Below are 24,059 nucleotides of genomic sequence, written 5' to 3'. Positions count from 1 at the left end.
GGACGCCCCTCCTCGTCGGCCCGGATCAGGTTGAAGATCGAGCGGCCTTTTTCTAAGTAGGGTGCGCAGGTTCGCCTGCAGTGTTCTCAGGGCGGGGTGCAATTCCCCACCGGCGGTAAGGCGGCGACGCCAAGCCCGCGAGCGCTCCCCCGGCTTGGGGAGGTCAGCAGATCCGGTGTGATTCCGGGGCCGACGGTATAGTCCGGATGAAAGAGAACGGGACCCAACGCCTCGCGGCGTTCGTCGCTCGTGCTTGAGCGGCGGGCGCGGCGCGTCGTCGCCCGTAACCCTGGAAAACTGGTTACGGAAAGGACGACCATTGAACCAGATTTCCTCGCCTTCCTCCCGCGCCGCCGCCTGGGGCGCGCTGTTGATGCTGTCGGCCAGTCTTGTCTTCGCCGGTGGCAACACCCTGCAATCGGTCCTGCCGCGCCAGTTCGGCATGAGTTCGACGGGCATGGCCTTCTGGCAATATCTGATCGCTTCGGTCCTGATGCTGCCGATCGTGGTGCGGATCGGACTGGACAAGCTGAAGACGCGCCGGCCCCTGGCGCATTTGATCCGCGCCTTTGCATCGGCCCTGGGTGTGCACGTCTTCGTCTACGGCTTCGTCTCGGGCGTGCCGATCTGGCAGATGGTGACGCTGTTGGCGACCGGCCCCCTGTTCGTCATCATCGGCTCGACCCTGTTTCTGGGGGAGCGGGTGTCGGCCTCGCGGATCGGCGCAGCGGTGATCGGCTTCATCGGCGCCGTCATTGTCTCAGGCGTCGGAGCCGAAGGCCTGGGATGGGCCGCCCTGACCCCGGTCCTGGCCGCCGCCCTTTGGGCCGTCACCGATGTGATGACCCGCTGGTTGGCCCGGGAGGAGACGCCCGAAACCCTGACCGTATCCCTGCTGGTCCTGATCACGCCCAGCCATCTAGCGCTTCTGCTCTTGGCGAACGCCTTCTCCTTCGCCCTTCCGGCCGGAGTGGCGACGGACCTGGCCTTCGCCCTGCCGCAGGGCGCGGGTCTGCTGCTGTTGCTGGCCCTGGGCGGCCTGACGGCCGCTGCGCAATATCTCCTGGCCTCCGCCTACAGGCTGGCCGACGCGGCCTATCTTCAGCCCTTCGCCGATCTGAAAGCGCCGCTGGCCGGTCTCGTGGGCTGGCTTCTGCTGGGCCAGACGCCCTCGATCTGGTTCTGGCCTGGCGCCGCCCTGGTCGTCGGCGCCTCGATCTTCATCTTCTGGATCGAGGGTCGGGCGCCGCAGGGCGGGGCCGCCACGGCCCCCGTCGCAAGCGGAGGATGACGCGGCGGCTCAGGATCGCTATCTGGCGGCCATGGCGCGCTTTGATCTTTCGACCGCGATGGGCCGTTTCCGGGCGCATTGGCACTATTTCTGGGCGGACCACGCCTTCCTGCGCCTGGCGTTTTCCAACGCCCACTGGCTGGGTCCAGACCTTGTGCGCACCAACCAGCCGTCGCCGCGCCAGTTGGCCTATTGGAAGAAGAAGGGCGTCAAGACTGTCATCAATCTGCGCGGCCAACGCGACGAGGGCTATTACTGGCTGGAGAAGGAAGCCTGCGAACGCCTGGGCCTGACCCTGATCGACGCGCCGCTGGACTCGCGCGATCCGCCCGAGACAGACCGGATTCACCGCGCGCGTCGCCTGTTCACGACCATCGAATACCCGGTGCTGATCCACTGCAAGTCGGGTGCGGACCGGGCGGGCATGATGGCCGTCTTCTATCGCCACTTCCATCTGGGCGAACCGATCTCGGTCGCCATGGCGGAGCTGTCGAAGAAGTACCTCCACTCGCGCGAGGGCCTCACCGGTGTGCTGGACTATACGCTGGAGAAATACGTCAGCGAGATCGAGCCGCGCGGGATCAGTTTCATCGACTGGATCGACAGCCCCGACTACGACCCCAAGGCGATCCGCGCCGAGTTCAAGGCCGGCTGGTGGGGCACGCTGCTGACCGAGAAGTTGCTGAAGCGGGAGTAGGCCACGCTGTCTCTGCATCCGTCACCCTAGGAACAAGTCCGGGTTACGGGCGTGAAGGAGCGGCGGCTCAGCCCCAGGGGCCTTTCGGGGGCTGGTCTCCGCGTTCGCGGGCTTCCGCATCAAGCTCGGCGTCGCGCCGCGCCTTGCGGTCGGCCTCCCACTTCTTGAACCAGCGCGCATACCCGATCTGCCCGCGCAGCGAGATGCTGAAGAGGGCCAGCACCGCCAGCAGGCTGACCAGTTGGAAGATCTGTTGCGGTTCCAGGTTCATGTTCTTCCTCGCATCCAGACTTCAACGTCGGATCAGGGAGCCGGTTCGGCTCCCTGATGTCGCAGGATCAGGCCGCGTCGCCGCGCGGGTCGATCAGCTTGTGGGCGTGCAGGATGAAATAGCGCATGTGGGCGTTGTCGACCGTCGCCTGAGCGCGGGCCTTCCAGGCCTTCTTGGCTTCGTCGTAGCTGCCGAAGGCGCCGACGAATTCGATTTGCGAAAGATCGCGGAACGTCGGCTCGCCCAGGTGACGCAGTTCGCCGCCGATGACGAGGTGAAGCAGCTGGGGCGGGACGGAGGATTGATCGACCATCGGGTGTCCTTGAAGTCTGGGGAGGGCTTTGCCGGGGCATAGGCCCAGAACGCCTAAGGATCAATGTATGACAGGGTTTTTCAACCCAAGCCTTAGGTCGATAGCGGCACGTTTTTACAGCGCCGAACGATCAGCGGGTGCAGGGCCGGAGCGGCGCAGACCAGGCTGGCCTGACGCGGATCGGGTCGGTTGAACCGCCACGGCCGGCCGTGATGGTCGGTGACGCGGGCGCCGGCCTCTTCGGCGATCAGGCTGCCCGCGGCCACGTCCCAGTCCCATTTGGGCGTCAGGGCCAGGGCGGCGTCAAAGGCGCCGGCGGCGACCAGGGCCATCCGGTAGGCCAGGGCGTTGCGCTTGGCGAACCGCAGCACCGGCCAGGGCTCGTCCCAATGCGACCCCTCGATCATCCGCGCATCGCCCAGCACCGAGGCGTCGTCCAGGGTCTCGGCGTTGGACGCCCGGATCACGGCCCCATTGCGCTGCGCGCCGCCGCCGCGCGCCGCCGCATAGGTTTCCTGAACCTCGGGCGCATGGATGGCGGCGGCCACCACCTGGCCGTCCTCGACGACCGCGATGGGCACGCACCACCAGGGCTGGCGCTTCATATAGGCCACCGTGCCGTCCACCGGATCGACGACGAAGATTCGGCGCTTCGACAAGCGTTCGGGCGTGTCCGCCGTCTCTTCCGACAGCCAGCCATAGTCGGGCCGGGCGGCCAGCAGCCGGTCCTTCAGCATGGCGTCCACCGCCAGGTCGCCGCTGGTGACGGGCGACCCGCCGACCTTGGACTCGATCCTCAGCCCGGCCTCGCGCTCTGCGACCGCCAGCGCCCCGGCGTCGATCGCCGCCTGGCGGATCAGCTCCAGATCTGAGGCTAGATCGATCATTTGCCCGCTATGGCCACCGCGTCGAACATCAGGCTGGGCACATTGAACCCGCCCCGGAACTCCAGGTCCGACCCGCGTTGGAGGCGCAGATAAAGCTCGGGCAGCTTGCCGGCCACCGTGACCTCGTTGACCGGATAGGCGATCTCGCCGTTCTCGAACCAGAAGCCGGACACCCCGGCGGACCAGTCGCCGGTGTTTCCGTTCAGCGACGGCCCGAACATCGACGTGACCAGCAGACCCGTCCCCGCATCGGCCATCAGGCCGGCCAGATCGCGGTCGCCCGGCTCCATGTGCAGATTGTGGGTTCCGACCCCCGGCGGTCCCGCCAGGCCGCGCGAGGCGTGACCGGTGGACTGCAGGCCCAGTTGGCGGGCCGAGGCGCAGTTCAGCAGCCAGGTGGTCAGGACGCCGTCGTCGAACAGGGCGCGCCGCTCGACCGCGACCCCTTCGTCGTCGAACGGCGTCGATCCCAGGCCGCGCGGCCGGAACGGATCGTCGATCAGGGTCACCCCTTCGGCGAACACCCTCTGGCCCATCCGGTCCTTCAGGAAGGAGGTGCCCCGCGCGATCGACGGGCCCGAAATGGCGCCGATGGCCGGCGAGACGATCTGGCCGGCCATGCGGTTGTCGAAGATGACCGGGGCGGTGGTCGAGGCGATCTTGCGCGCCCCGGTTCGGGCCACGGCGCGCTCGCCGGCCGTGCGCCCGATGATCTCGGCGCCCGGCAGGTCGACCAGATGCCGGGTCGAACGGCTCTCGCCGCCACGCTCCATGGCCCCGTCCTTTTCGGCGATCACCCCGACGCCCAGCGAAAAGGCCGAGCCCCGATAGTCGCCTTCGAACCCGTGCGAGGTGACCAGTCGCCATTGGCTGGACGACCAGGACGCATGCCCGCCCTCGGATCGGGCGACGCCCTCGACCGCCAGCGCCGCTGTCTCGGCCTCGGCGGAAACCTGTTCCAGAATCAAGGCGGTCCGTTCGCTGGGATCGAACAGGTCCAGATCGACGAAGGGCCCGCGCGCCAGCCGATCTTCGGGGGCGAAACCGGCGTGGGGATCTTCCGGCGCCAGGCGCGCCATGGCCACGGCGCGTTCCACCAGGCGGGTGCGGGTTTCGGGCGACAGGTCCGACGCCGACACCGAGGCCTGACGCTGGCCGACGAAGACCCGCAGGCCCAGATCGCGCGATTCCTCACGCTCCACGTCTTCCAGCTTGCCGTTGCGCACCCCGACCGACAGGGACCGACGATCGGCGCTGACCGCCTCGGCGGCGTCGGCGCCGGCCCTCAGGGCCGCCTGGACGATGTCATTCAGAAGATCGGGCAGAAGATCGGTGGAAACAGGCGCATCTAGGGTGTCGGTCATGCCCCGATATGGCGGACACCCCGCCGCGCCGCAACCTGTTGCGCTGCAACAGGATCAGACGACGGCGAAGGCGATCAGGCCGACGGCGGCGGTCAGCAGCGCCACCCAGGTCAGCAACATGCCGATGACACGGCCCAGCGACGGCCCCGTCTGGAACAGCAGGCCCAGGGCATGGACCACGCGCCCGACCAGCAGGGTCGCGCCGACGGCATGCACCATCCACGCCGGAGCGCCGACGGCGGCCAGCAACAGCATGGCGATCATGCCCGGCGCCGCATATTCGGCGCAGTTGCCGAAAGCGCGGGTCGCGGCCGCCAGATCGGGGTTCCCGCCGTCGCCGAACGAGACCATGTGCTTGCGCCGCCCGCTGACCACTATCCCCGACAGGACCAGCATCAGCAGGATCAGCAGGCCGCTCCACAGGGCGGCGGCCTGGACGGCTTGCATCAGGGGTGTGGTCATCGATCAGTCCTCGCGGCCGACGGGATAGAGCAGATAGCGGTCGTCGTAGAAGGGCGTCCGCTCATAGAACCAGGCCAGCCGCGCCTGCGGATCGGCGGCGAACGCGGGCTCGGCGGCCAGCTTGGCCTCGAACTCGGCCTTCAGCGCCGGGTCGGCGGCCAGCATCTTTTCCGCCAGGGGCGCGATGGCGTAGGCCTCGATATATTCGACCCGGCTCATGACCTCGGGGAACATGCCCCAGGCGAAGAAGCTCTCGCTGGACTGCGGCTCCAGCAGCAGCACCACGATGTCGCCCAGCGGCTGATCGGTCGGCACGCGCACCGAACCGGTCGGGAAGGTCCAGTCACGGCGCTCGATCTCGACCGTCTTCACCGAGGCCTGGACGTGACCTTCGTTGGCCCGCGTCGCCAGTTTCGGCTCGACCAGGCGCAACATCGACAGGTTGATCGTGCGCGGCGCCTCGACCGTCTCCATCTCGACGCCGTGGATCTTCAGCCGCTCGATGATGTCGGTGCGATAGCTGGGAATCCAATAGGCCGTCGGGCGGTTCAGGGTCAGCGTCGGCTTGGACCCATAGAAGGGCATCGACCACAACTCGGGATCGGGCCGGCCGAGCCAGCGCACCTCGTCGCGACCCGAGGCCGGGCTGTGGTACATCTCGTACAGAACGCCCTTGAACGGCCGCGTGGAGGAGGGGGCCTCTTCCGCCTCGAAGTTCGCAGCGATCTGCGCCGGCCGCAGCGCGCGATCCTGATCCGTGGCTGCCTTCAGCGCCGCGCCCTGGTCCGCCAGCAGCCGCATAGCCTCCTCGATGAAGACATAGGTCCCCAGCACCCGCTGCTCGTGCGGCTTCAGGCTGTGGTTCTCGATCAATATGGTCGGCACATGGGCCGCTGAACCCCAACCGTTGGAGAACCGTTCGCCCAGACCGCCGTCCGACAGGCCCTTCTTGGGCTCGTCGTCATCGATGCCGAACACCAGCTCGCCGGGGATATGACCCTCGCGCTCCAGCGCTTCGTTCATCGCCGGCTTGAACACCGTGTCCAGCCAGGCCGAGCCGTTCGGCGACCGGCTGAACGACCCGTCCTCGCCGTTGAAGCCGTAGGTGACGTCGTACTGGTAATCGAGGCCGTCGGTGACGTGGACATCCACATACAGGTCCGGCCGGTATTTCAGGATCAGGCCCCTAACGCTGCGCATCTCGGGCTGGTCCAGCTTCAGATAGTCGCGGTTCAGGTTCTGGTTCGTCGCCGTATTGCGCCAGCCCTGAATGCGCGGCCCGCGCTGGTTCGGCCGGGAATAGGCGCTGGCCCGCTCATGCCCGTCCACGCTCAGGATCGGGATCAGGATCAGATTGACCCGGTCCAGCAGGGCGTCTTTGCCGTAGAAGGCGATGTCACGCAGCACCATCATGCCCGCGTCCTTGCCGTCGATCTCGCCGGGGTGGATGCCCGCCTGGATCATCAGCACCGGCTTGGCCGGATCGAAGGTCGGGCCATCCTTGGACGCGATCACTGCATAGATCGGCCGCCCCTCGGGCGAGACGCCGAACTGTTCGATGCGGATCAGGTCGCTCGCCTGATCCAGCCGGTCGAACCAGGCGCGGGTGTCGGCGTAGTTGGGCGAAAAATCATGCGCCGGATCGGCCTCGAACGCCGTGACCCAGGGATCGGAGGCGTCGCGCAGCAAGGCCTTGGACGCCCCGTTCCATTGAGGTGCGGGCGGCAGGAAGGCCTGGTCCCACGGCGCGGTGTTGGGAAGCGTCTGGGACATGGCGGGGCTCACGCTACAGGCAAGGGCGGCAAGAAGGGCCGCAATCAGGGAAGTGGATCGCATGGCCTTTCGTGAGCCGATTGCCTCGGCCTGACAAGTATGACCCGCGCCGCCCAGCGCGGGCGCCCTTCCGCGACCTAATCTTCGAACATCTCACGCAGGACGGCGAGAACTTCACGCAACAGGCGCGGGTCCGCCTCGCCGATACGTCGTCCCAGACGCGTATGGTCGACGGTGCGGACCTGATCGACGGCGGCTGAGCCCGGCTTGTCTTGAACGGAGGCGGGAACGCGAAACCGCCGATGCGCTCCACCGCCCGTGAGCGGCACGATGATTGAAGCTCCGCTACGATTCATCGCATCCGGCGACACGATCACGCATGGGCGGGTCTTGCGGATCTTATGCCCCACAGTCGGATCCAGCTTGATCCACCAGATCTCGCCCCGCTGGACCATCTCAGGGCTTTACCACGCCGTCAGCCCGCAGTTGCGCCTCTATGCGCGCCATATCCTCTTCTGACGAGGCGTCCCACTCATCGTCCGTCTCGCTGGTCAGGTCGGCGCCCAGCCATTCCCGATCCTCCTCGGTCAGCCCCTCCTTGGCCAAGGCCTCGAAGTCTTCCGCCCAGCCTTCGCGCACCTGGCGCTTCACCGGCACGATGGTGACCTTGCCGGGCTCATAGACGAACTCGACGGCGGCGCCCTCGCTGACGCCCAGCGCGGCCAACACCGGTTTGGGCAGGATGATCCCGGCCGAATTCCCGATCTTGCGAACCTTGCTGGTCATGATCGCGCTCCGTTACAACAAAGTTATAACATGGCGGCCGCGTTACTTCCAGATCGGCGTCCCGTCGCCCGGCAGACCCAGCCGGCCCCACAGGTCGTTGACCCGTTCGATCACCGCCTCATCCATGCGGATTTCCTCGCCCCATTCGCGCTTGGTCTCGGGCGGCCATTTGTCCGTCGCGTCCAGGCCGATCTTGGAGCCCAGGCCGCTCTCGGGGCTGGCGAAGTCCAGATAGTCGATGGGCGTCGACTCGATCACGGTGATGTCGCGCGCCGGGTCCATCTTGGTCGAGATGGCCCACATGACGTCCTTCCAGTCGCGGGCGTCGATGTCGTGGTCCACGACGATGACCCATTTGGTGTACATGAACTGGCGCAGATAGCTCCACACGCCCAGCATCACCCGCTTGGCGTGGCCCGGATAGGCCTTCTTCATCGACACCACGGCGATTCGGTAGCTGCACCCCTCGGGCGGCAGCCAGAAGTCGACGATCTCGGGGAATTGCTGGCGCAGCAGGGGAATGAAGACCTCGTTCAGCGCCTCGCCCAGCACGCTGGGCTCGTCCGGCGGACGGCCGGTGAAGGTGGTCAGATAGATCGGGTCCTTGCGCATGGTGATCGCGCTGACCTGGAAGACCGGGAACTTCTCGACGGAATTATAATAGCCGGTGTGGTCGCCATACGGCCCCTCGTCCTCGAACTCGTTCAGCAGGACATGGCCTTCCAGCACGATCTCGGCCTGGGCCGGCACCATCAGCGGCACGGTCTTGCACGGGACCAGCTCGGCCTTGGCCCCCCGCATCAGGCCGGCGAACTGATATTCCGACAGGGTGTCCGGCACGGGCGTCACCGCCGCCAGGATCGTGCCCGGATCGGCGCCCAGGACCACGGCGCAGGGCAGGGGCTCCTTGGGCCGGGCCTTCTTGTGCCGGGCGTAGTGCTGCGCCCCGCCGCGATGCGCCAGCCAGCGCATGATGGCCCTGTCCTTGCCCAGGACCTGCATCCGATAGATGCCCAGGTTGAAGTCGTCCTCGCGATCCTCGCTTGGCCCCTTGGTCACGACCAGGCCCCAGGTGATCAGGGGCGCCGGCTCGCCGGGCCAGCACGACTGAACGGGCAGGGCGGTCAGGTCGATCTGATCGCCCTTCAGCACCACCTCCTGCACCGGCGCCTTCTTCACCGTCCTGGGCCGCATCGACATGACGGTCTGGGCCAGGGGCAGCATCTCCATCGCGTCGCCCAGGCCGCGCGGCGGCGTCGGATTGCGCAGGAAGGCCAGCAACTCCCCGACCTCGCGCAGCTCGCCCGCCGTCGTGCGGTTCTTGCCTTCCAGCGTCACCCCCATGGCGACCCGTTTCACCGTGCCGAACAGATTGGCCAGGCAGGGGATGGGGCTGATCGTCCCGTCCGGCATGACCGGCTTCTCGAACAGCACCGCCGGTCCGCCGTTTCGCAGCAGCCGGGTCTGGATCTCGGTCATCTCCAGCACGGTCGAGACCGGCTCGGAAACCCGCACCAGCTCGCCCTGGGCTTCCAGCTGGTCGATGAAGTCACGCAGGGATTTGTAGGCCATGCCTCCGCCTAAAGCGCCGGGGCCGAACTGTCACGCCTCGTTCGACTGAAGGCCCGATCCAGCCCGACCAGCGCCAGCCCGACCAGCAGGAAACAGACCAGCAGGCCGGCGAACACCGCCAGGACCCGGCCCAGGCCCAACTCGTCCACATTGACGAACCCATAGGGCCACCAGTGGGTCATAAGTCCGTGAACCAGCGTCCAGACGCCGAAGATCAGCGGGAACCCGAGCGCCTTCACCGGATCGATCCATCGCAGTCGGCCTCTCGGCGTGAACCACAGCCAGTCCAGCAGGAAGGCGGCGGGCATGACGTAGTGCAGCACCAGATTGACGCCCAGGGTCAGCCCCTCGGGGCTCCAGTAGGGGGCGATCATGAAATGATACACCACCCCGACGATCAGGATGTAGGTCGTCGCGGCGGCGCGGAAGGCCGGCGACGCCGTCCAGCGCGCCAGGGGTCTTGTGGGCTTCAGCAACGGCCCGGTCAGCGCCAGGGCGACCAGGATGTTGGTCAGTATGGTGAAGAAGCTGAAGTACTGGACGGTGCGCGTCACCACCGCCCAGCCGTCCGCCGGCCCCGCCATCAGCAGGTACTGCAGGACCAGCGCCGCCCAGCCGGTCACGGCGAAGGCGGCGCGCCAAAGACGCGGGCGATCCCGGTCACGCAACATGCGCGCCTCCCCTGATCAAGCGGCGGCCTTGTCCCACTGGTAAGCCGGATCCAGCCAGTCGCCCAGCCGCTCGCCGCGATCCAGGGCGTCCATCCGCTGCATCTCCTCGCCCGAGAGTTCGAAGTCGAAGATGTCGAAATTCTCACGCGCCCGGCTTTCCTTGGTCGTGCGCGGAATGGCGATGATCCGGTTCTGGATCAGCCAGCGCAGGGTGACCTGGCCGTTGGTCTTGCCGTGAGCCTCGGCGATTTCGGAGATCGTCCTGTCGTCGGCGATCTTGCCCTGGGCCAGGGGCGACCAGGCGGTGATCGACGACCCCAGCTCGGCCGCCGTCGCCACCAGTTGGTCGATCCCCAGATAGGGATGGTGTTCGACCTGGTTGGTGATCAGCCGCGCCTTGGACAGGCTCTGCGCCTGCCGGAACTCCTTGGACGGGAAGTTCGACAGGCCGATCGACTTGGTCAGACCCTGGTCCTTCGCTTCGTTCAGCGCCCCCAGAGTCTCTTCGAACGTCGGCGTCGGCTTGGGCCAGTGCAGCAGCAGCAAATCCGGCGTCGTGCCCAGGCTTTCGGCGGATTCCTTCGCCTGTTTCAGCAGGGCGTCATGGGTGAAATGCTCGACCCAGATCTTGGTGGTCAGGAAGATGTCCTCGCGGGCCACGCCCGAATCGACGATGCCTTCGCCGACCGCCTTCTCGTTCTTGTAGATCCAGGCCGTGTCGATGTGGCGATAACCGATCCGCAGGGCCTCCGCGACCATCCGGCGCGCATCCGCCGGCTCCAGCTGCCAGGTGCCGAAGCCGAGCAGGGGGATCTCGACGCCATCGACGGTGATTGTGGGCTGATCGCCGTAAGCCATGGGGAAATCCTTCGTTTTCGGGAGCAGCACAGTTAGGCGCCGGCTCCGGTCTTCGTAACCCCTGCGTCGAACCAATCCAGGATTTCCTGCCACAGCGGCTCCAGCCCCTTGCGGAAGGCGCCCTCGTGGCCGACCCGTCGCACCCCATAGTCGGGGCCGTCACGCACCACGACCTCGGACGGGGCGTTGGGATAGGCTTTCAGCAGGGCCGCCCCCGTGCCCGGCGTGGCGATGGGGTCGTCCGGAAAGATCCAGGACCGGATCGGCGCCCGAACCGCATCGAACTCCTGGGGCTCCAGCGCGCCGGACTTCAGCTCGTCCAGGAAATAGGCCGGCTTCAGGCACCACCGTTTCCAGGTCTCGAACACCCCGCGCGGCAGGTCGGTCCCCCGCCACAGCCTGCCGGCGCGGACATAGCCGTGGCGTCGCAGATGGTGCGGCCCGAAACCGAACCAGAAGAACAGCTCGATCGGATTATAAGTCCGATGGTGTCCGCCCCACCATCCGGTCCCGACCGAGACGAAGGCGTGCCGCCCGATCTCGGCCTGGTTCGGCATGAAGCCGACGAAATGGCCCCCGACGCTGTGCCCGACGTGGAAGATCGGCAGACCCGGCGCCGCCTTCTTCAACGCCTTCAGCGCGGCCGGCATGTCCAGCCGACCCCAGTCGGGATAGTCCATCTCCATCGCCGCCAGATCCTCGGGCCGCGACCCGCCGATTCCGCGATAGTCATAGGTCAGGACCACGCAGCCCCGCTCGGCCATCCAGCGCGCGAACCGCGCATAGAAGCCGCGCGGAAACCCCGTGCCCGCCGAGACCAGCACCGCCATCCTCGGCGCGTCGCCGCGGAACAGCGTCGCCTCCAGCGGCCAGCCGTCCAAGGCCTTGATGACCCGATCCTCAACCGCCCGCCCCATGTGGTTTCTGTCCGTTGTTATTTTCAACGGACCCTGCATGGTTTCCCCGACGTCAGGTCAAGCGGCGTCGTAGACCTTCACCAGCCGCTTCGGCGCCACCTTGCGCCACCGCCTTTCCAGCGCCGCCTTCAGCCAGACGGGATCGACCGCAGCGATCCGCGCCAGCACGATCGGGTGGTCGCGGTAGTGGTCGGTGAAGTGAAAGGTCGCGGGGTCCATCTCGATCAGCAGTTCGCGCTCATCCAGGTTATCCAGATGCACCACGATACTGTCGTCCAGCTTCGGACGCAGCCAGGTGAAGAACTTCCCCGCCACCTTGAACGATGGCTCGCCATAGGAGACGCCGTCCTCGACGCCGGGAAACGACAGCAGCAGGGCGCGCACCTCGTCACGGGTCATGGCGCGATCAGCTCAAGCTCGGGAAAATAGGTACGATACCGCGCTCCGTCGCGCGTCAGCAGCCTGTATCCGGCGACCAGGGCGTGGGCGCCGATGAAGAAGTCAGGCAGGGGCGAAGTCCGAACACCGCCCCGCCGACGATAGGCCTGAAAAGCCTTGCCGGCCAGAAAGGCGGCTTCGAACGGCAGGCCTTCGCGATCAAACGGAGCCAGCAGTGCTTCCACCGTGTCTGCATTAAGAAACGGAATTGAGACCTCCGCATAGATGATCGGATTGATCACCAGCGCCCCTTCCGCATTCAGGATCGCTGAGGCTTGGCTCGCTGACCAGTCATGCCAAGACAGCGTCTCGTCGATCAGGTCGATCAGCACATTGCTGTCGATCAGAACCCTCATTCGCCCCGCGTCATCGCCATGACGTCGTCCGTCGTCATGTTCAGGGCGGAACGATACCGTTGCATATGCTCAATCAGTGCGCGCCCGCGGTCTTTCGCCGCGTGCGGTCGGTCGTTGGCCGCACGAATGGTCAGGACGCCGCTGTCGATCCGGACCGACAACTCGTCGTCAGGCCCGAAACCGGCCTGTTCCACCAGTTCCGCCGGAATAACGACCTGACCCTGAGCGCCGATCTTCATGACCCGATCATAACATCCCCGCCCTCAATAGGCGATGGCGATCCCGTCCTTGCGCATCTCGGTCGCCGCGCCATAGGTCCAGCGTCCGCCGGGGTTCATCTGCTTCATGATGTTCTGATAGCCGCCGAACCCGCCGTCCGGCTCGCCCAGGGTCCAGCCCATCGCTCGCAACTGCGCCTTGGTCGCCTCGGGCACGCCGCTCTCCAGGTGCAGCACCCCGGTCCCCTCCTGCGCCTGGCCGGTCGGTTCGGACGAGCCATAGTGTTGCCAGCGCGGCGCATCCCCCGCCGCCTGGGGTTCAAGCCCATAATCGACCATGTTGATGATGATCTGGGCCTGGCCCTGGGGCTGCATGGCGCCGCCCATGACGCCGAAGGCCATCCAGGGCTCGCCGTCCTTGACCGCGAAACCGGGGATAATGGTCTGGAACGGCCGCTTGCCGGGCGCATAGACGTTGGGATGGCCGTCGCTCAGGGCGAACAGCTCGCCCCGGTCCTGGAACATGAAGCCCAGCGGTTCCGACCCATTGTCCGGCGCCAGGCCCGAGCCCATGCCGCGATAGTTGGACTGGATCCAGCTGACCATCATCCCGTCGCTGTCGGCGACGCTGAAATAGGTGGTGTCGCCATGGTGCGGGGCGTCGCCGGGCATGACGCGGTCCATCACCCGGTCCGGCCGGATCAGCCTGGCCCGTTCGGCGGCATAGGCCTTGGAGTTCAGCCATTCGACCGGGGTCTTGGAGAATCGGTCGTCGGCGAACCAGCGCGCCCGGTCCTCGAACGCCAGCCGCTTGGCCTCGGCCTGGACGTGCAGCGAGGCGGCGGACTGGAAGCCCATGGATTTCAGGTCGAACTGTTCGCAGATGTTCAGGATCTGGTTGGTCGACAGGCCCTGGGTGTTGGGGCCCAGGCCGAAGACGTCCACGCCGCGATAATTGGTCTGGATCGGCTCGACCCATTCGGTGCGGTGGGCGGCCATGTCGGCGCGGGTCATCCAGCCGCCGATCCGCTTGAAATAGGCCTCGATGCTGTCGGCGATGGGGCCGTCATAGAAGGCGTCGCGCCGGCCCTCGGCGATCATCCGCAGGGTCCGGCCCAGATAGGGGTTGGCGAAGACCTCCCCCACCTTGGGCGTCGCCCCGCCGGCGGCCCAGATGCGCTTCCTATTGTCGTTCTCCTCAATGGGGATCACGCCCCGGTCGAAGACCGCCATATTGCGTTCCAGGTAGTAGGCGATGACCTGGGGCACGGGCGCGCCCTGTTCGCACAGCTCGGCGACCGGCAGCAGGACATCCTTCCACGGCAGCTTGCCATAGCGTTGGTGCGCGCTCCACCAGGCGTCCACCGTGCCGGGCACATTCACCGTCACCGCCCCATAACGCGGCAGATAGCCTTCGATGGCCTTGGACCGCGCGGTTTCCAGGCTGAGGCCCCGCGGACTGGCGCCGGACCCGTTCAGCCCGACCACCGTCTTCTGTTTCGGGTCCCACAGCAGGCAATAGGCGTCGCCGCCGATGCCGTTGGCCACCGGCTCCAGGAAGCCCAGGGCCGCATTGATGGCGATGGCCGCGTCGATGGCCGATCCGCCGCGCCTCAGGGTGTCGATGCCGATCAGGCTGGCCGCCGGGTGCGCCGTCGCCGCCGCACCGTTCGCGCCCCAGACGGTCGAGCGGCCCATGATTTTCGGTCCCGTGACCCGGTCGCCGATGCCGACCCCGGCGTAGGGATCGGCGGGACGGGCAGGGGCGGGGGCCGCCTCGGTCGGCTTGGCGGTCGGAGACGACTGTCGCGCCTGGACGGCCGTCGCCGCCAGGGCTCCGGCAGGCAGGGCGGACAGGAAGGTGCGACGACGCATGGGCGGACTCCTCGAACAGCCGATTTGGCATCAAGGCGGTCAGCGTGCGCGGGAGCAAGCCTTGCCGCAAAGAAAAAGGCCGCGTCCCTTTCGGAACGCGGCCCTGATTTTGGATAGAACCTCGGTCCTATTCGATGTCTTCGTTCAGCAGGCCGACCTTGAAGAAGCCGTTCTCCTGCATCTTGTTCATGACTTCCATGAACTGCGAGTATTTCACTTCCGGCTGGGCGCGCACGAAGACGCGCTCTTCCTGGCAGGAACCGCCGCCCAAGGCGGTGCAGACGTCGGCGGCCAGGTTGTCGATCGAGGTCTGCTTGTCCGACAGGAACAGCTGACCGTTTTCCTGGATGGTGATGTACACCGGTTCCTTTTCCTCGGTCGGATTGGTGGGCGGCTGCGCCGGCGGCAGGTCGAGGCGGATCGACACGGTCGCCATGGGCGCGGCGACCATGAAGATGATCATCAGCACCAGCAGAATGTCGATGAACGGCGTGATGTTGATATCCGCCGTCTGTTCGATCGTGTGCTTGTCCCCACCGGAACCGCCGATCTTCGCAGCCATGCCTAATCTCCGTTACCGCCGGCCGCGATCCGCGCCGACATTTCCCTATGGATCGCCCGAGAGCTTGTTCGGTTCTTGGCGTCCCGATGCGCGCTTGTAAAGCGGTTCTAAACGATCCGGCGTTCCGGAACGTCAATTACCCGCGACAGGCGAGGCTTTACGCCTTCGCCAGCTTCAGGAAACGGTCCATCAGGGCCGGATCGGACTTGAAGGCGCCGGTGAACCGGGTGGTGACGGTCGAAACATGCCGGTGATGCACCCCGCGCGTGGTCATGCACTGGTGCGCGGCGTCGATCATCACCGCGACGCCCTTGGGCTGCAGGTGCGATTCGATGGCCTCGATGATGTCGTTGGTCAGGGTTTCCTGATTCTGCAGACGTCGGGCGAAGATCTCCACCACCCGCGCCAGCTTCGAGATGCCGACAACCTTCTCGCCGGGCAGATAGGCGACATAGGCCTTGCCCAGGAAGGGGGCCAGGTGGTGCTCGCAATGGCTTTCCACCTCGATCTCGCGCAGGATGACCATGTCGTCATAGCCGGTCACGTCCTCGAAGGTGCGCGACAGCTCCTTGGCCGCGTCGGCCTCATAGCCGTCGAACCATTCGCCGTAAGCGTCGACCACCCGCTTGGGCGTGTCGATCAGGCCCGGACGGTCCGGATTGTCCCCGGCCCAGGCGATCAGGGTGCGCACGGCCTCCAGCGCCTGCTCGCGCGACGGGCGGCCAGACTCCTGAACCGTGGCGGTTTCGTCGCTGACGAGGACGGGCTTGGCGGGGATGACGCTCATGAACTCGATTTTCCGGCCGGGGCGGTCGGAGCCGCCCGGTATAGCTTCTACAATCCGTCGGGACTGTATATCAGGCCGCTATATGGGACGGACCCTCCGTCCTGCAAGAAAACGAAGTCCACCTATCTTATGCCGCTGCACATCCACGACACCCTGCACCGTGAAAAGCGCCTGTTCGAACCGCGCGATCCGAACCGGGTGACCCTCTATGTCTGCGGCCCGACGGTCTATGACTACGCCCATATCGGCAACGCGCGCCCGCCGGTGGTGTTCGACGTCCTGGTGCGGCTGCTGCGCCGGACCTATGGCGCGGACAAGGTCCTTTACGCCCGCAACGTCACCGACGTGGACGACAAGATCAACCAGAAGGCCGCCCGCGAGGGCGTGCCGATCGGCGAGGTCACCGCCCGCTACGAGGCCGCCTATCTCGCCGACATGGGCCTGCTGAACGTCTCGCCGCCAGACCTCGCCCCCCACGTCACCGACTATATCCCGGCCATCGTCGCCCAGATCCAGGCCATCGTCGACGCCGGCTGCGCCTATGCGGCTGAGGGGCACGTCCTGTTCGACGTCTCCTCCTATCCGTCCTACGGCGCCCTCTCGGGCCGAAACCTGGACGACATGATCGCCGGCGCCCGCGTCGAGGTCGCCCCCTACAAGAAGAACCCCCACGACTTCGTCCTGTGGAAACCGTCCAAGCCGGACGAGCCGTCCTGGCCGTCGCCCTGGGGCGAGGGGCGTCCCGGCTGGCACATCGAATGCTCGGCCATGATCGAACAGGCCCTGGGCCTGCCCATCGACATCCACGGCGGCGGCATCGACCTGGTCTTCCCTCACCATGAGAACGAGATCGCCCAGGGCGTCTGCGCCCATGGCCACGCCCAGGGCGACCAGGCCCATGATGAATACGCCCGCTACTGGATGCACAACGGCTTCCTGACCGTGGACGCCGAGAAGATGTCCAAGTCCATCGGCAACGTCCTGCTGCTGCACGACCTGGTCCAGGCCATGCCGGGCGAGGTCGTCCGCTGGGCGCTTCTGTCGGCCCACTACCGCCAGCCGCTGGACTGGAACCAGGGCCTGCTGGACCAGTCGAAGAAGTCGCTGGACCGCCTGTACGGCGCCCTGCACCGCTCCGGCGGCGTCGAGGTTCTGGATCTCGATCCCCCCGTCGACTTCATGAAGTCCATCGAGGACGACCTGAACACCCCCGGCGCCATGGCCAGCCTGTTCGCCCTGTCCAGCGAGATCGAGCGCGGCATGACGGCGGGCGATCTGGACGCCGTGGCCCAGGCCCGCGCCCGCCTCATGGCCTGCGCTTCCATTCTGGGGGTGCTTCAGTCCGACCCGGCCGCCTGGCTGGAAGGCGACGTCTCCGACGCCCTGCGTATCGAGGTCGAGGCCCTACTGGAGCAACGCGCCGCCGCCCGCGCCGCCAAGGACTGGCCCGAGGCCGACCGCATCCGCGACCGCCTGAACGAACTGAACGTCGTCGTCATGGACGGTCCCGACGGCGCGACCTGGCGGATGAAGGGCTGACGCTCAGGCTGCGGCCAACTGCCGGATCAGCGCCGTCTCGAACCCCTTGGCGTCCGGTCCCGGCAGGGCGGTCTTCAGCTCGCCGCTCTCGTACAGCGCCATCACCTTCGGATGGACGTAGGAGGTCCGGCACACCGTCGGCGTATTGCCCAGCAGGCCCGCCACCGCCTTGACGCAGACGGTGATCTTTCGCTTCGCGTCGGTCGGCGAGGTCGGTGGCTCCATCTCGCGCAAGGCCCGCGCCGCCGAGACCGTGCCCGCCCAGGTGCGGAAATCCTTGGCCGAGAACTGGTCGCCCATGGCCGCGCGGATATAGGCGTTCACATCGTCCGAGGTGACGGGGCACAGCTCCCCGTCGGCCGTGCGGTATTTGAAAAGGTGCTGGCCCGGCAGTTCCTCCAGCGCCCGCACCACCCGCGCCAGCCGCCGGTCGCGGACGCTGACCCGGTGGTCCTTGCCGCTCTTGCCCCGGAACTCGAACGTCAGGGCCGCGCCGTCCACCTCCAGATGCCGCTTGTTCAGGGTGGTCAGCCCATAGCTGCGGTTCTCCCGCGCATAGGCCGCATTGCCGACCCGGATCAGGGTGATCTCCAATAGGCGCACGGCGGTCGCCAGCACCTTCTCCTTCACCGGCCCCCTCAGACCCAGATCATGCTCCACCTGGGCGCGCAGCCGGGGCAGGGCGCGCGAAAAGGCCGGCAGCTTGTCGAACTTGTTCTCCGACCGGGCCGAACTCCAGCCGGCGTGATAGCGGTACTGTTTGCGCCCCTTCGCGTCGCGCCCGGTCGCCTGGATATGGCCGTTGGCCTTGGGGCAGATCCAGACGTCGGTCCAGGCGGGCGGAATGGCCAGGGCGCGGATACGGTCCAGAACCTTCGCGTCCTTGACCGGTTGATCCTTGGCGTCGCGATAGGACCAGCCCTTGCCGGCGCGGCGGCGGGTCAGGCCGGGGTTGTCGTCGCTGCACCAGCTCAGCCCCTGCGGAACCTCGACCGCAATATCCACGCCGTGCGATCCGTCCGCCATCAGCGGCCTTCCTTTTCATTGGTCTTTCAGCGGCTTGCCCCAGACCCGCCCCAAGACCAGCAACGAACGCCGGGTGGGGTCGCCGGGTTCCAGCCGCCGCTTCCCCTTGACCCCGCGCGCCCGGCGCGACACGAGGCGGCATGAATTATCGCCACAGCTTCCACGCCGGAAACTTCGCCGACCTGGTCAAACACGCCCTGGTCCTGTGGCTGGTGAAGACCCGCGCGGCGGCGGGCCCGCTGACGGTGCTCGACACCCACGCCGGCGCCGGCCTTTATGACCTGTCCGGCGACGCCGTGCGGTCCAAGGAGGCCGAGGCCGGAGTCGCGCGTCTGATGACCGACCCGGACCTGCCGCCCCTGATGCAGGCCCTGGCGGATCGGGTGGCGGCGCTGAACCCCGACGGCGGCGCCCGCTTCTATCCCGGCTCGCCCCTGCTGATCGCCGACGCCCTCGGGGCGGGCGGAACCTATGTCGGCTATGAGCTGAACCCGCCCGTCCGCGCCCTGCTGGATCAGGCCCTCGCGGATCGCCCAAACGCCGAGGCGCGCGAGGGCGACGGCTACGCCCTGGCCATGGCCGAGGCGGCGCGGGTCAAGGCGCCCCTGATCCTGATCGATCCCCCGTTCGAAAAGCCCGACGACTATGTCCGCTCGGCCGAAACCGCTCTGGCGGTGGTCCGCCGCGACCCCGCCGCGACCGTCGCCGTCTGGACCCCGCTGAAGGATCTGGAGACCTTCGACGCCTTCATCCGCCGGCTGCAGCCCAAGGCCGGCCCGACCCTGGTCGCCGAGGCCCGCCTGCGTCCCCTGACCAATCCGATGAAGATGAACGGCTGCGCCCTGGTGGTCGTCAATCCGCCGCCTGGCGCCGAGGACGCGGCGCGCCAGGTGTGCGGCTGGGTCGCCAACCGTCTGGGCGATCCGGGCGGCCGGGCTGAAATCTGGTCCTTCTGATCGGCGCGCCCCTTGTCTATGGTCGGGCCATGACCCGTATCGCCATTCTGGAAACCGGCCATCCGCCCGAGGCCCTGAAGGACAGTTTCGACGACTATCCGGCCCGGTTCCGCGCCCTGCTGGGCGAAAACGTCCCGACCACCCGGTTCGACGTCCAGTCCGGCCATCTGCCGTCCGACCCCGCCGCCTTTCAGGGCGTGATCGTCACCGGCTCGGCCGCCGGCGTCTATGACGACCTGCCGTGGATTCCCCAGCTGATCGACTGGCTGCGTGCGGCGCGGGGCCGGACCCGTATCGTCGGCATCTGTTTCGGCCACCAGGTCCTGGCCCACGCCTTCGGCGGCGCGGTCGAGAAGTCCGACAAGGGCTGGGGCGTCGGCCTGCACCGCTACGACGTGCACGGGACCGAGCCGTGGATGCACCCCCGCGCCCGCACCCTCGCCATCCCCGTCTCGCATCAGGATCAGGTCGTGGCCGTCTCGCCCGACGCCCGCGTCATCGCCTCCAGCGGCTTCACCCCCTACGCCGGCCTGGCCTGGGGCCAGGACGCGATCTCCTTCCAGTGTCACCCGGAATTCCAGCCCGACTACGCCGCCGCCCTGGTCGAGGTCCGGCGCGGCTCGCGCATCCCCGAACCCCTGGCCGAGGCCGCGCTCGACAGCCTGAAACGCCCCAACGACCGCGCCGTCCTCACCGCCTGGATCCGCGCCTTCCTGCTGCTCACCCCGCCGCCCGTGGAAGAGCAGGGCAGCGGGATCTAGCCTCTACATTTCTTTCGTCATCCTCCGACAAGCCGCTGCTTCGCGGCGCAGATCGGGGGACCCAGCGGCGCCGAAGGCGATGCGTCCGCCGCTCGATGTTTGAACACCTCGTCCGCGACAGGTTCGCGCTCGCGCGCGCCGCTGGGTCCCCCGGTTCCGCTTCGCGGCCCGGAGGATGACGAAAGTGGAGGCGATCTAAACCCCCAACACCGCGATCAGCCCCAGGCTCAGCCCCACCAGGGCCGCCAGCGACAACACCACGGCCGCCACCACACGCCCACCGGCCCGCGCCACGGCCCGGATGTCGGTTTGCAGCCCCAGCGCCGCCATGGCCGCCACAGTCAGCAGGCCCGACGCCGCCGCCATCGGCGAAAGCGCCGCCTGTGGGATCAGCTCCAGGTTCCGCAGCGCGACCATCGCCAGAAAGCCGACGATGAACCACGGCAGCAGCCGGTGCAGACCCGGCCCCTTCGCCCCCTCCGCCCGATCCCGGAAGATCAGCGACAGCACCAGGATCACCGGCCCCAGCATCAGCACCCGCGCCAGCTTGATCACCGTCCCCGTCTGGGTCGCGACGGCGCCGAACGGGGCGGCGGCCGCCAGCACTTGCGGCACGGCGTAGACGGTCAGCCCCGCCAGGGCGCCGTATTGAAGGCCGCTCATCGCCATCAGCCCGCCCAGCAGCGGCAGGGTCAGCACCACCACCACCCCCAGCACGGCCGTAAAGGCGATGGAGGCGGCGACCTCCTCGCCATCGGCGTCGATCACCGGGGCCACGGCGGCGATGGCGGAGTTGCCGCAAATGGCGTTGCCGCACGCGACCAGCAGGGCCATGCGTGGGTTCAGCCCCAGCAGACGCCCGATCCCGAACCCGGCCAGAATGGCGGCGGCGACCAGGGCGAAGACCCCCGCCACGAACCCCAGCCCCAGCGACGACAGGGTCGCCGCGCTGACCGAGGCGCCCAGCAGGACCACGGCGACCTCCAGCAGGATCTTGGCGCTGAAATCGATCCCGGCCCTGAACCGCACGTCCGGCGTCCAGGCCGCCCGCACGCCGGCGCCCAGCAGGATGGCCAGCACCAGCGGCTCCAGCCAGACCTTGCCGACCGCCCCGCGTTCCAGGCCACCCAGGCCCACCGCCGCCAGGGCGACCACCAAGCTTATCATCAGGCCGGGCCACACCGCGCGCCCGAACGCGCCCAACCGTATCATGCGGGGCAGGGGAGGACTCAAAACGGCGTCAGGGGCGGCGGACTTCATGGTTCCGCTTGATGCGCCGCCCCTCGACCCCGGTCCAACGGATTGTTATGGTCGTTTCAATCCGATTTGGAGATTGATCGTGACCCTGGAACGCCTGCGCATCTTCGTCGCCGTGGCCGAGCGCCAGCATGTGACGGCCGCCGCGCGGGCGCTGAACCTGACCCAGTCGGCGGTCTCCAACGCCATCGCGGCGCTGGAAGCCGAGCACGACGTTTATCTGTTCGACCGGGTCGGCCGGGGCGTGGTGCTGAACCAGACCGGTCTGGCCTTCCTGCCCGAGGCCAGGGCCGTGCTGGCCCGCGCAGCGGCGGCCGAGGCGGCGCTTGCGGACATGAGCGCCCTGCGACGCGGCCGCCTGACCATCTTCGCCAGCCAGACCATCGCCAGCGCCTGGCTGCCGCGCCGGCTGGCCGCCTTTCATGCGGCCCATCCCGGCGTCGAACTGGACGTGGCCATCGGCAATACGCGCGAGGTGGCCGAGGGGGTGTTGAGCGGCGCGGCCGAACTGGGTCTGGTCGAGGGCGAGATCGACCAGCCCTTGCTGGATCAGACGGTGGTGGGCTCGGACCGGCTGGCGGTTCTGGTCACGCCCGACCATCCCTGGGCCGGACTGCGCAGATTGGAGGCCCAGACCCTGGCGACCCAGGCCTGGGTCCTGCGCGAGGCGGGATCCGGCACCCGCTCGACCCTGGAGGCGGCGCTGCGAAACGCGGACGTGGACCCCGCCGCCCTTTCCATCGCCATGACCCTGCCGTCGAACGAGGCGGTGCTGGCGGCGGCCGAGGCGGGGGCGGGGGCCACGGCCCTGTCCGAAAGCGTGGCCTATGGATCGGTCGCCGCCGGCCGTCTGGTCACCGCCGCCTTCAGCCTGCCGGAACGCCCGTTCCGCCTGTTGCGGCATCGCGAACGCTATCGCAGCAAGGCGGGCGACGCTTTTGTCGCCGCCATGGAATGAGCCGACGGGGGATGCGCCCCTAATCCCGCTCCACCGCATTCTGAATTCTAAGGGCTTTCAATGAAATCCCCACAATCGACCCATCGCCCTTCCGGGCGCGGTTAGACTGGCCGCCAGGTCTTTGACAGTCGAACGGAAAACACGCCGCCAAACTGCACGCTTTTGCGCATCGCACCGGTTTTCGCCGGCGCAGTGCAATTCGGGGACGCGGTTTCAAGGGCGGGCGGGCCGCCGAATTCAGACGATTTAGACGATCTAGACTGTCTTTTTTTTCGATCAGAGTCCGAACCGGGGAAACACGAACCGCTCCAGCAGCAGCGAGGCTGCGAAATAGAAGCCGATCACAACGAACAGGGTCAGCGGGATCTGCGGCTGGTGCGACAGGGTCAGATAGATCCCGTACAGCACCGCAAACAGGACCGAGGTGGCCAGGGGGCGCAGCAGGATCTTCGCAAGGGGGGACTTCACGGCCATTTCACCACCGGGGGCATGGAGCTGAGGATCGAATCGACGTTGCCGCCGGTCTTGAGGCCGAACATGGTGCCACGGTCGTACAGCAGGTTGAACTCCACATAGCGCCCGCGCCGCACCAACTGCTCCTCGCGCTCCTCCGGCGTCCAGGCCTCGCCCATCCGCCCGGCCACGATCTTCGGATAGACGTCCAGGAAGGCCAGGCCCACGTCGCGGGTGAAGGCGAAGTCGCGGTCGTGGTCGCCGCTGTCGTGGTGGTCATAGAAGATGCCGCCGGTCCCGCGCGGCTCCTGCCGATGCGGCAGGAAGAAATACTCGTCGCACCAGGCCTTGTACTTGGCGTGCCAGTCGGGATCATGGGCGTCGCAGGCCGCCTTCATCGCCGCGTGGAAGGCCAGGGTGTCCGGGTGGTCCTGGCGCCGATCCGCGTCCAGCACCGGCGTCAGATCGCCTCCGCCGCCGAACCAGCTCCGGGTCGTGGCGATGAAGCGGGTGTTCATGTGCACCGCCGGAACCCGGGGGCTGACCGGATGGCAGATCAGGCTGATCCCGGTGGCGAAGAAGCGCGGATCCTCCGCCGCCCCCGGCACCGTCTTGGCGTAGTCGGCCGGAAACGACCCGTGGACGGTCGAGACATGGACCCCGACCTTCTCGAACAGCCGGCCGTGCATCATCCCCATGACGCCCCCGCCGCCGTCCTTGCGGTCCCAGGCCGTCCGCACGAACCGCCCCGGCTCCCCCGGAAACAGATCGTCGGGCGCCGCATCCTCCAGCGCCTCGAAGGCCGCATGGATACGGTCGCGCAGATGCTCGAACCAGGCGCGGGTCTCGACCTTCTTCAGGTCGAGCGGATCGGAAAAGGCGGCGTCGCTCATGCCGTCTCTCCTAGACGCTCGCTGCCCCGCCGGGAAACCTCTTCCTTCTCCTTGCGTGAGAAGGTGGGCCCGAAGGGCTCGGATGAGGGGTTGCCTGACCCTCTCCGTCTGTCAGTGT

28 protein-coding genes and 1 riboswitch are annotated in these 24,059 nt (G+C 67.4%); of the genes, 6 read left to right on the top strand and 22 right to left on the bottom strand.

Going from position 1 to position 24,059, the window contains the following annotated elements; translation table 11 throughout:
• Window positions 1-78: 78 nt before the first annotated feature.
• A riboswitch (FMN riboswitch) is annotated at window positions 79-222 on the top strand.
• Window positions 223-319: 97 nt separating this feature from the next.
• A complete protein-coding gene (locus tag AC1RSI_RS06620) occupies window positions 320-1,291 on the top strand; it encodes a DMT family transporter (RefSeq protein ID WP_154725546.1) in 972 nt (323 codons plus the stop codon).
• 31 nt (window positions 1,292-1,322) lie between these two features.
• Window positions 1,323-1,988: a fused DSP-PTPase phosphatase/NAD kinase-like protein gene (locus tag AC1RSI_RS06615; protein ID WP_008264112.1), complete on the top strand. Its 666-nt coding sequence runs from the start codon at window positions 1,323-1,325 to the stop codon at window positions 1,986-1,988.
• A 67-nt stretch (window positions 1,989-2,055) separates the two neighbouring features.
• On the opposite strand, the gene AC1RSI_RS06610 is transcribed toward AC1RSI_RS06615, so the two are convergent.
• The 18 genes from AC1RSI_RS06610 to folE all read right to left on the bottom strand — a co-directional run bounded on the left by AC1RSI_RS06610 (window position 2,056) and on the right by folE (window position 16,098).
• Window positions 2,056-2,259, bottom strand: coding sequence for a hypothetical protein (locus tag AC1RSI_RS06610; RefSeq protein ID WP_035307695.1), 204 nt, complete (start codon window positions 2,257-2,259; stop codon window positions 2,056-2,058).
• A gap of 67 nt (window positions 2,260-2,326) precedes the next feature.
• Window positions 2,327-2,572, bottom strand: coding sequence for a DUF4170 domain-containing protein (locus AC1RSI_RS06605; protein ID WP_008262601.1), 246 nt, complete (start codon window positions 2,570-2,572; stop codon window positions 2,327-2,329).
• A 92-nt stretch (window positions 2,573-2,664) separates the two neighbouring features.
• The gene (locus AC1RSI_RS06600; RefSeq protein WP_154725545.1) at window positions 2,665-3,459 is read right to left on the bottom strand and encodes a 3'(2'),5'-bisphosphate nucleotidase CysQ; all 795 of its coding nucleotides are present in this window, start codon (window positions 3,457-3,459) and stop codon (window positions 2,665-2,667) included.
• Complete coding sequence (locus AC1RSI_RS06595; protein WP_008263313.1) at window positions 3,456-4,823, bottom strand: TldD/PmbA family protein; 1,368 nt, start codon at window positions 4,821-4,823, stop codon at window positions 3,456-3,458. The genes AC1RSI_RS06600 and AC1RSI_RS06595 overlap by 4 nt, the downstream gene beginning before the upstream one ends.
• Before the next feature lie 54 nt (window positions 4,824-4,877).
• Entirely contained in the window at window positions 4,878-5,285 is a 408-nt protein-coding gene (locus AC1RSI_RS06590; protein ID WP_035307697.1) for an MAPEG family protein, read from the bottom strand.
• 3 nt (window positions 5,286-5,288) lie between these two features.
• Window positions 5,289-7,121 (bottom strand): M14 family metallopeptidase, encoded by a 1,833-nt coding sequence (locus AC1RSI_RS06585; protein ID WP_154725544.1) that lies wholly within the window; start codon window positions 7,119-7,121, stop codon window positions 5,289-5,291.
• Window positions 7,122-7,195: 74 nt separating this feature from the next.
• Window positions 7,196-7,513, bottom strand: a complete 318-nt coding sequence (locus tag AC1RSI_RS06580) for a type II toxin-antitoxin system PemK/MazF family toxin (protein ID WP_154725543.1) — start codon at window positions 7,511-7,513, stop codon at window positions 7,196-7,198.
• 1 nt (window position 7,514) lies between these two features.
• Entirely contained in the window at window positions 7,515-7,844 is a 330-nt protein-coding gene (locus AC1RSI_RS06575; protein WP_154725542.1) for an AbrB/MazE/SpoVT family DNA-binding domain-containing protein, read from the bottom strand.
• 42 nt (window positions 7,845-7,886) lie between these two features.
• The gene (locus AC1RSI_RS06570; protein ID WP_035307699.1) at window positions 7,887-9,416 is read right to left on the bottom strand and encodes a UbiD family decarboxylase; all 1,530 of its coding nucleotides are present in this window, start codon (window positions 9,414-9,416) and stop codon (window positions 7,887-7,889) included.
• Between the two features lie 8 nt (window positions 9,417-9,424).
• Window positions 9,425-10,087 carry a Pr6Pr family membrane protein gene (locus AC1RSI_RS06565; protein WP_035307700.1) on the bottom strand — a complete coding sequence of 221 codons (663 nt, stop codon included), beginning with the start codon at window positions 10,085-10,087 and terminating at the stop codon, window positions 9,425-9,427.
• Window positions 10,088-10,102: 15 nt separating this feature from the next.
• On the bottom strand, window positions 10,103-10,945 hold the full coding sequence (locus AC1RSI_RS06560) for an aldo/keto reductase (RefSeq protein ID WP_052004932.1): 843 nt from the start codon (window positions 10,943-10,945) through the stop codon (window positions 10,103-10,105).
• A 32-nt stretch (window positions 10,946-10,977) separates the two neighbouring features.
• Entirely contained in the window at window positions 10,978-11,862 is an 885-nt protein-coding gene (locus AC1RSI_RS06555) for an alpha/beta hydrolase family protein (protein WP_154725541.1), read from the bottom strand.
• Window positions 11,863-11,919: 57 nt separating this feature from the next.
• Window positions 11,920-12,261: an MmcQ/YjbR family DNA-binding protein gene (locus AC1RSI_RS06550; protein WP_008259624.1), complete on the bottom strand. Its 342-nt coding sequence runs from the start codon at window positions 12,259-12,261 to the stop codon at window positions 11,920-11,922.
• Window positions 12,258-12,656 (bottom strand): type II toxin-antitoxin system VapC family toxin, encoded by a 399-nt coding sequence (locus AC1RSI_RS06545; RefSeq protein ID WP_008263354.1) that lies wholly within the window; start codon window positions 12,654-12,656, stop codon window positions 12,258-12,260. The genes AC1RSI_RS06550 and AC1RSI_RS06545 overlap by 4 nt, the downstream gene beginning before the upstream one ends.
• Window positions 12,653-12,895: an AbrB/MazE/SpoVT family DNA-binding domain-containing protein gene (locus AC1RSI_RS06540; protein ID WP_008263152.1), complete on the bottom strand. Its 243-nt coding sequence runs from the start codon at window positions 12,893-12,895 to the stop codon at window positions 12,653-12,655. The genes AC1RSI_RS06545 and AC1RSI_RS06540 overlap by 4 nt, the downstream gene beginning before the upstream one ends.
• A 24-nt stretch (window positions 12,896-12,919) precedes the next feature.
• Window positions 12,920-14,749 (bottom strand): gamma-glutamyltransferase family protein, encoded by a 1,830-nt coding sequence (locus AC1RSI_RS06535; protein WP_447941443.1) that lies wholly within the window; start codon window positions 14,747-14,749, stop codon window positions 12,920-12,922.
• Between the two features lie 127 nt (window positions 14,750-14,876).
• A complete protein-coding gene (locus AC1RSI_RS06530; RefSeq protein WP_035308258.1) occupies window positions 14,877-15,311 on the bottom strand; it encodes a biopolymer transporter ExbD in 435 nt (144 codons plus the stop codon).
• Between the two features lie 157 nt (window positions 15,312-15,468).
• Window positions 15,469-16,098 carry a GTP cyclohydrolase I FolE gene (gene folE / locus AC1RSI_RS06525; RefSeq protein ID WP_154725539.1) on the bottom strand — a complete coding sequence of 210 codons (630 nt, stop codon included), beginning with the start codon at window positions 16,096-16,098 and terminating at the stop codon, window positions 15,469-15,471.
• Window positions 16,099-16,227: 129 nt separating this feature from the next.
• Here folE and cysS point away from each other — a divergent pair, with 129 nt between their 5' ends.
• Window positions 16,228-17,637: a cysteine--tRNA ligase gene (gene cysS / locus AC1RSI_RS06520; RefSeq protein WP_154725538.1), complete on the top strand. Its 1,410-nt coding sequence runs from the start codon at window positions 16,228-16,230 to the stop codon at window positions 17,635-17,637.
• Window positions 17,638-17,640: 3 nt separating this feature from the next.
• Here cysS and AC1RSI_RS06515 read toward each other — a convergent pair whose 3' ends face one another.
• Window positions 17,641-18,663, bottom strand: a complete 1,023-nt coding sequence (locus AC1RSI_RS06515) for a DNA topoisomerase IB (protein WP_154725537.1) — start codon at window positions 18,661-18,663, stop codon at window positions 17,641-17,643.
• 140 nt (window positions 18,664-18,803) lie between these two features.
• Between AC1RSI_RS06515 and rlmJ the strand changes: the two genes are divergently transcribed.
• Both rlmJ and AC1RSI_RS06505 read left to right on the top strand, forming a co-directional pair.
• Window positions 18,804-19,619, top strand: coding sequence for a 23S rRNA (adenine(2030)-N(6))-methyltransferase RlmJ (rlmJ, locus tag AC1RSI_RS06510; RefSeq protein WP_008262539.1), 816 nt, complete (start codon window positions 18,804-18,806; stop codon window positions 19,617-19,619).
• 29 nt (window positions 19,620-19,648) lie between these two features.
• Window positions 19,649-20,380, top strand: coding sequence for a glutamine amidotransferase-related protein (locus AC1RSI_RS06505; protein ID WP_154725536.1), 732 nt, complete (start codon window positions 19,649-19,651; stop codon window positions 20,378-20,380).
• Window positions 20,381-20,575: 195 nt separating this feature from the next.
• On the opposite strand, the gene AC1RSI_RS06500 is transcribed toward AC1RSI_RS06505, so the two are convergent.
• Window positions 20,576-21,547, bottom strand: a complete 972-nt coding sequence (locus AC1RSI_RS06500) for a YeiH family protein (protein WP_230307528.1) — start codon at window positions 21,545-21,547, stop codon at window positions 20,576-20,578.
• Between the two features lie 172 nt (window positions 21,548-21,719).
• Here AC1RSI_RS06500 and AC1RSI_RS06495 point away from each other — a divergent pair, with 172 nt between their 5' ends.
• Entirely contained in the window at window positions 21,720-22,595 is an 876-nt protein-coding gene (locus tag AC1RSI_RS06495; RefSeq protein WP_154725534.1) for a LysR family transcriptional regulator, read from the top strand.
• 276 nt (window positions 22,596-22,871) lie between these two features.
• Here AC1RSI_RS06495 and AC1RSI_RS06490 read toward each other — a convergent pair whose 3' ends face one another.
• Both AC1RSI_RS06490 and hemF read right to left on the bottom strand, forming a co-directional pair.
• Window positions 22,872-23,063 carry a hypothetical protein gene (locus AC1RSI_RS06490; protein ID WP_040349701.1) on the bottom strand — a complete coding sequence of 64 codons (192 nt, stop codon included), beginning with the start codon at window positions 23,061-23,063 and terminating at the stop codon, window positions 22,872-22,874.
• Entirely contained in the window at window positions 23,060-23,941 is an 882-nt protein-coding gene (hemF, locus tag AC1RSI_RS06485) for an oxygen-dependent coproporphyrinogen oxidase (RefSeq protein WP_154725533.1), read from the bottom strand. Before hemF ends, AC1RSI_RS06490 begins: the two co-directional genes overlap by 4 nt.
• Window positions 23,942-24,059 lie beyond the last annotated feature (118 nt).

This window comes from Brevundimonas sp. GW821-FHT10E09 (assembly GCF_058809375.1).
The sequence above is the reverse complement of the archived record's forward strand: the minus strand, read 5'-3'. Positions and strand labels throughout refer to the sequence as shown.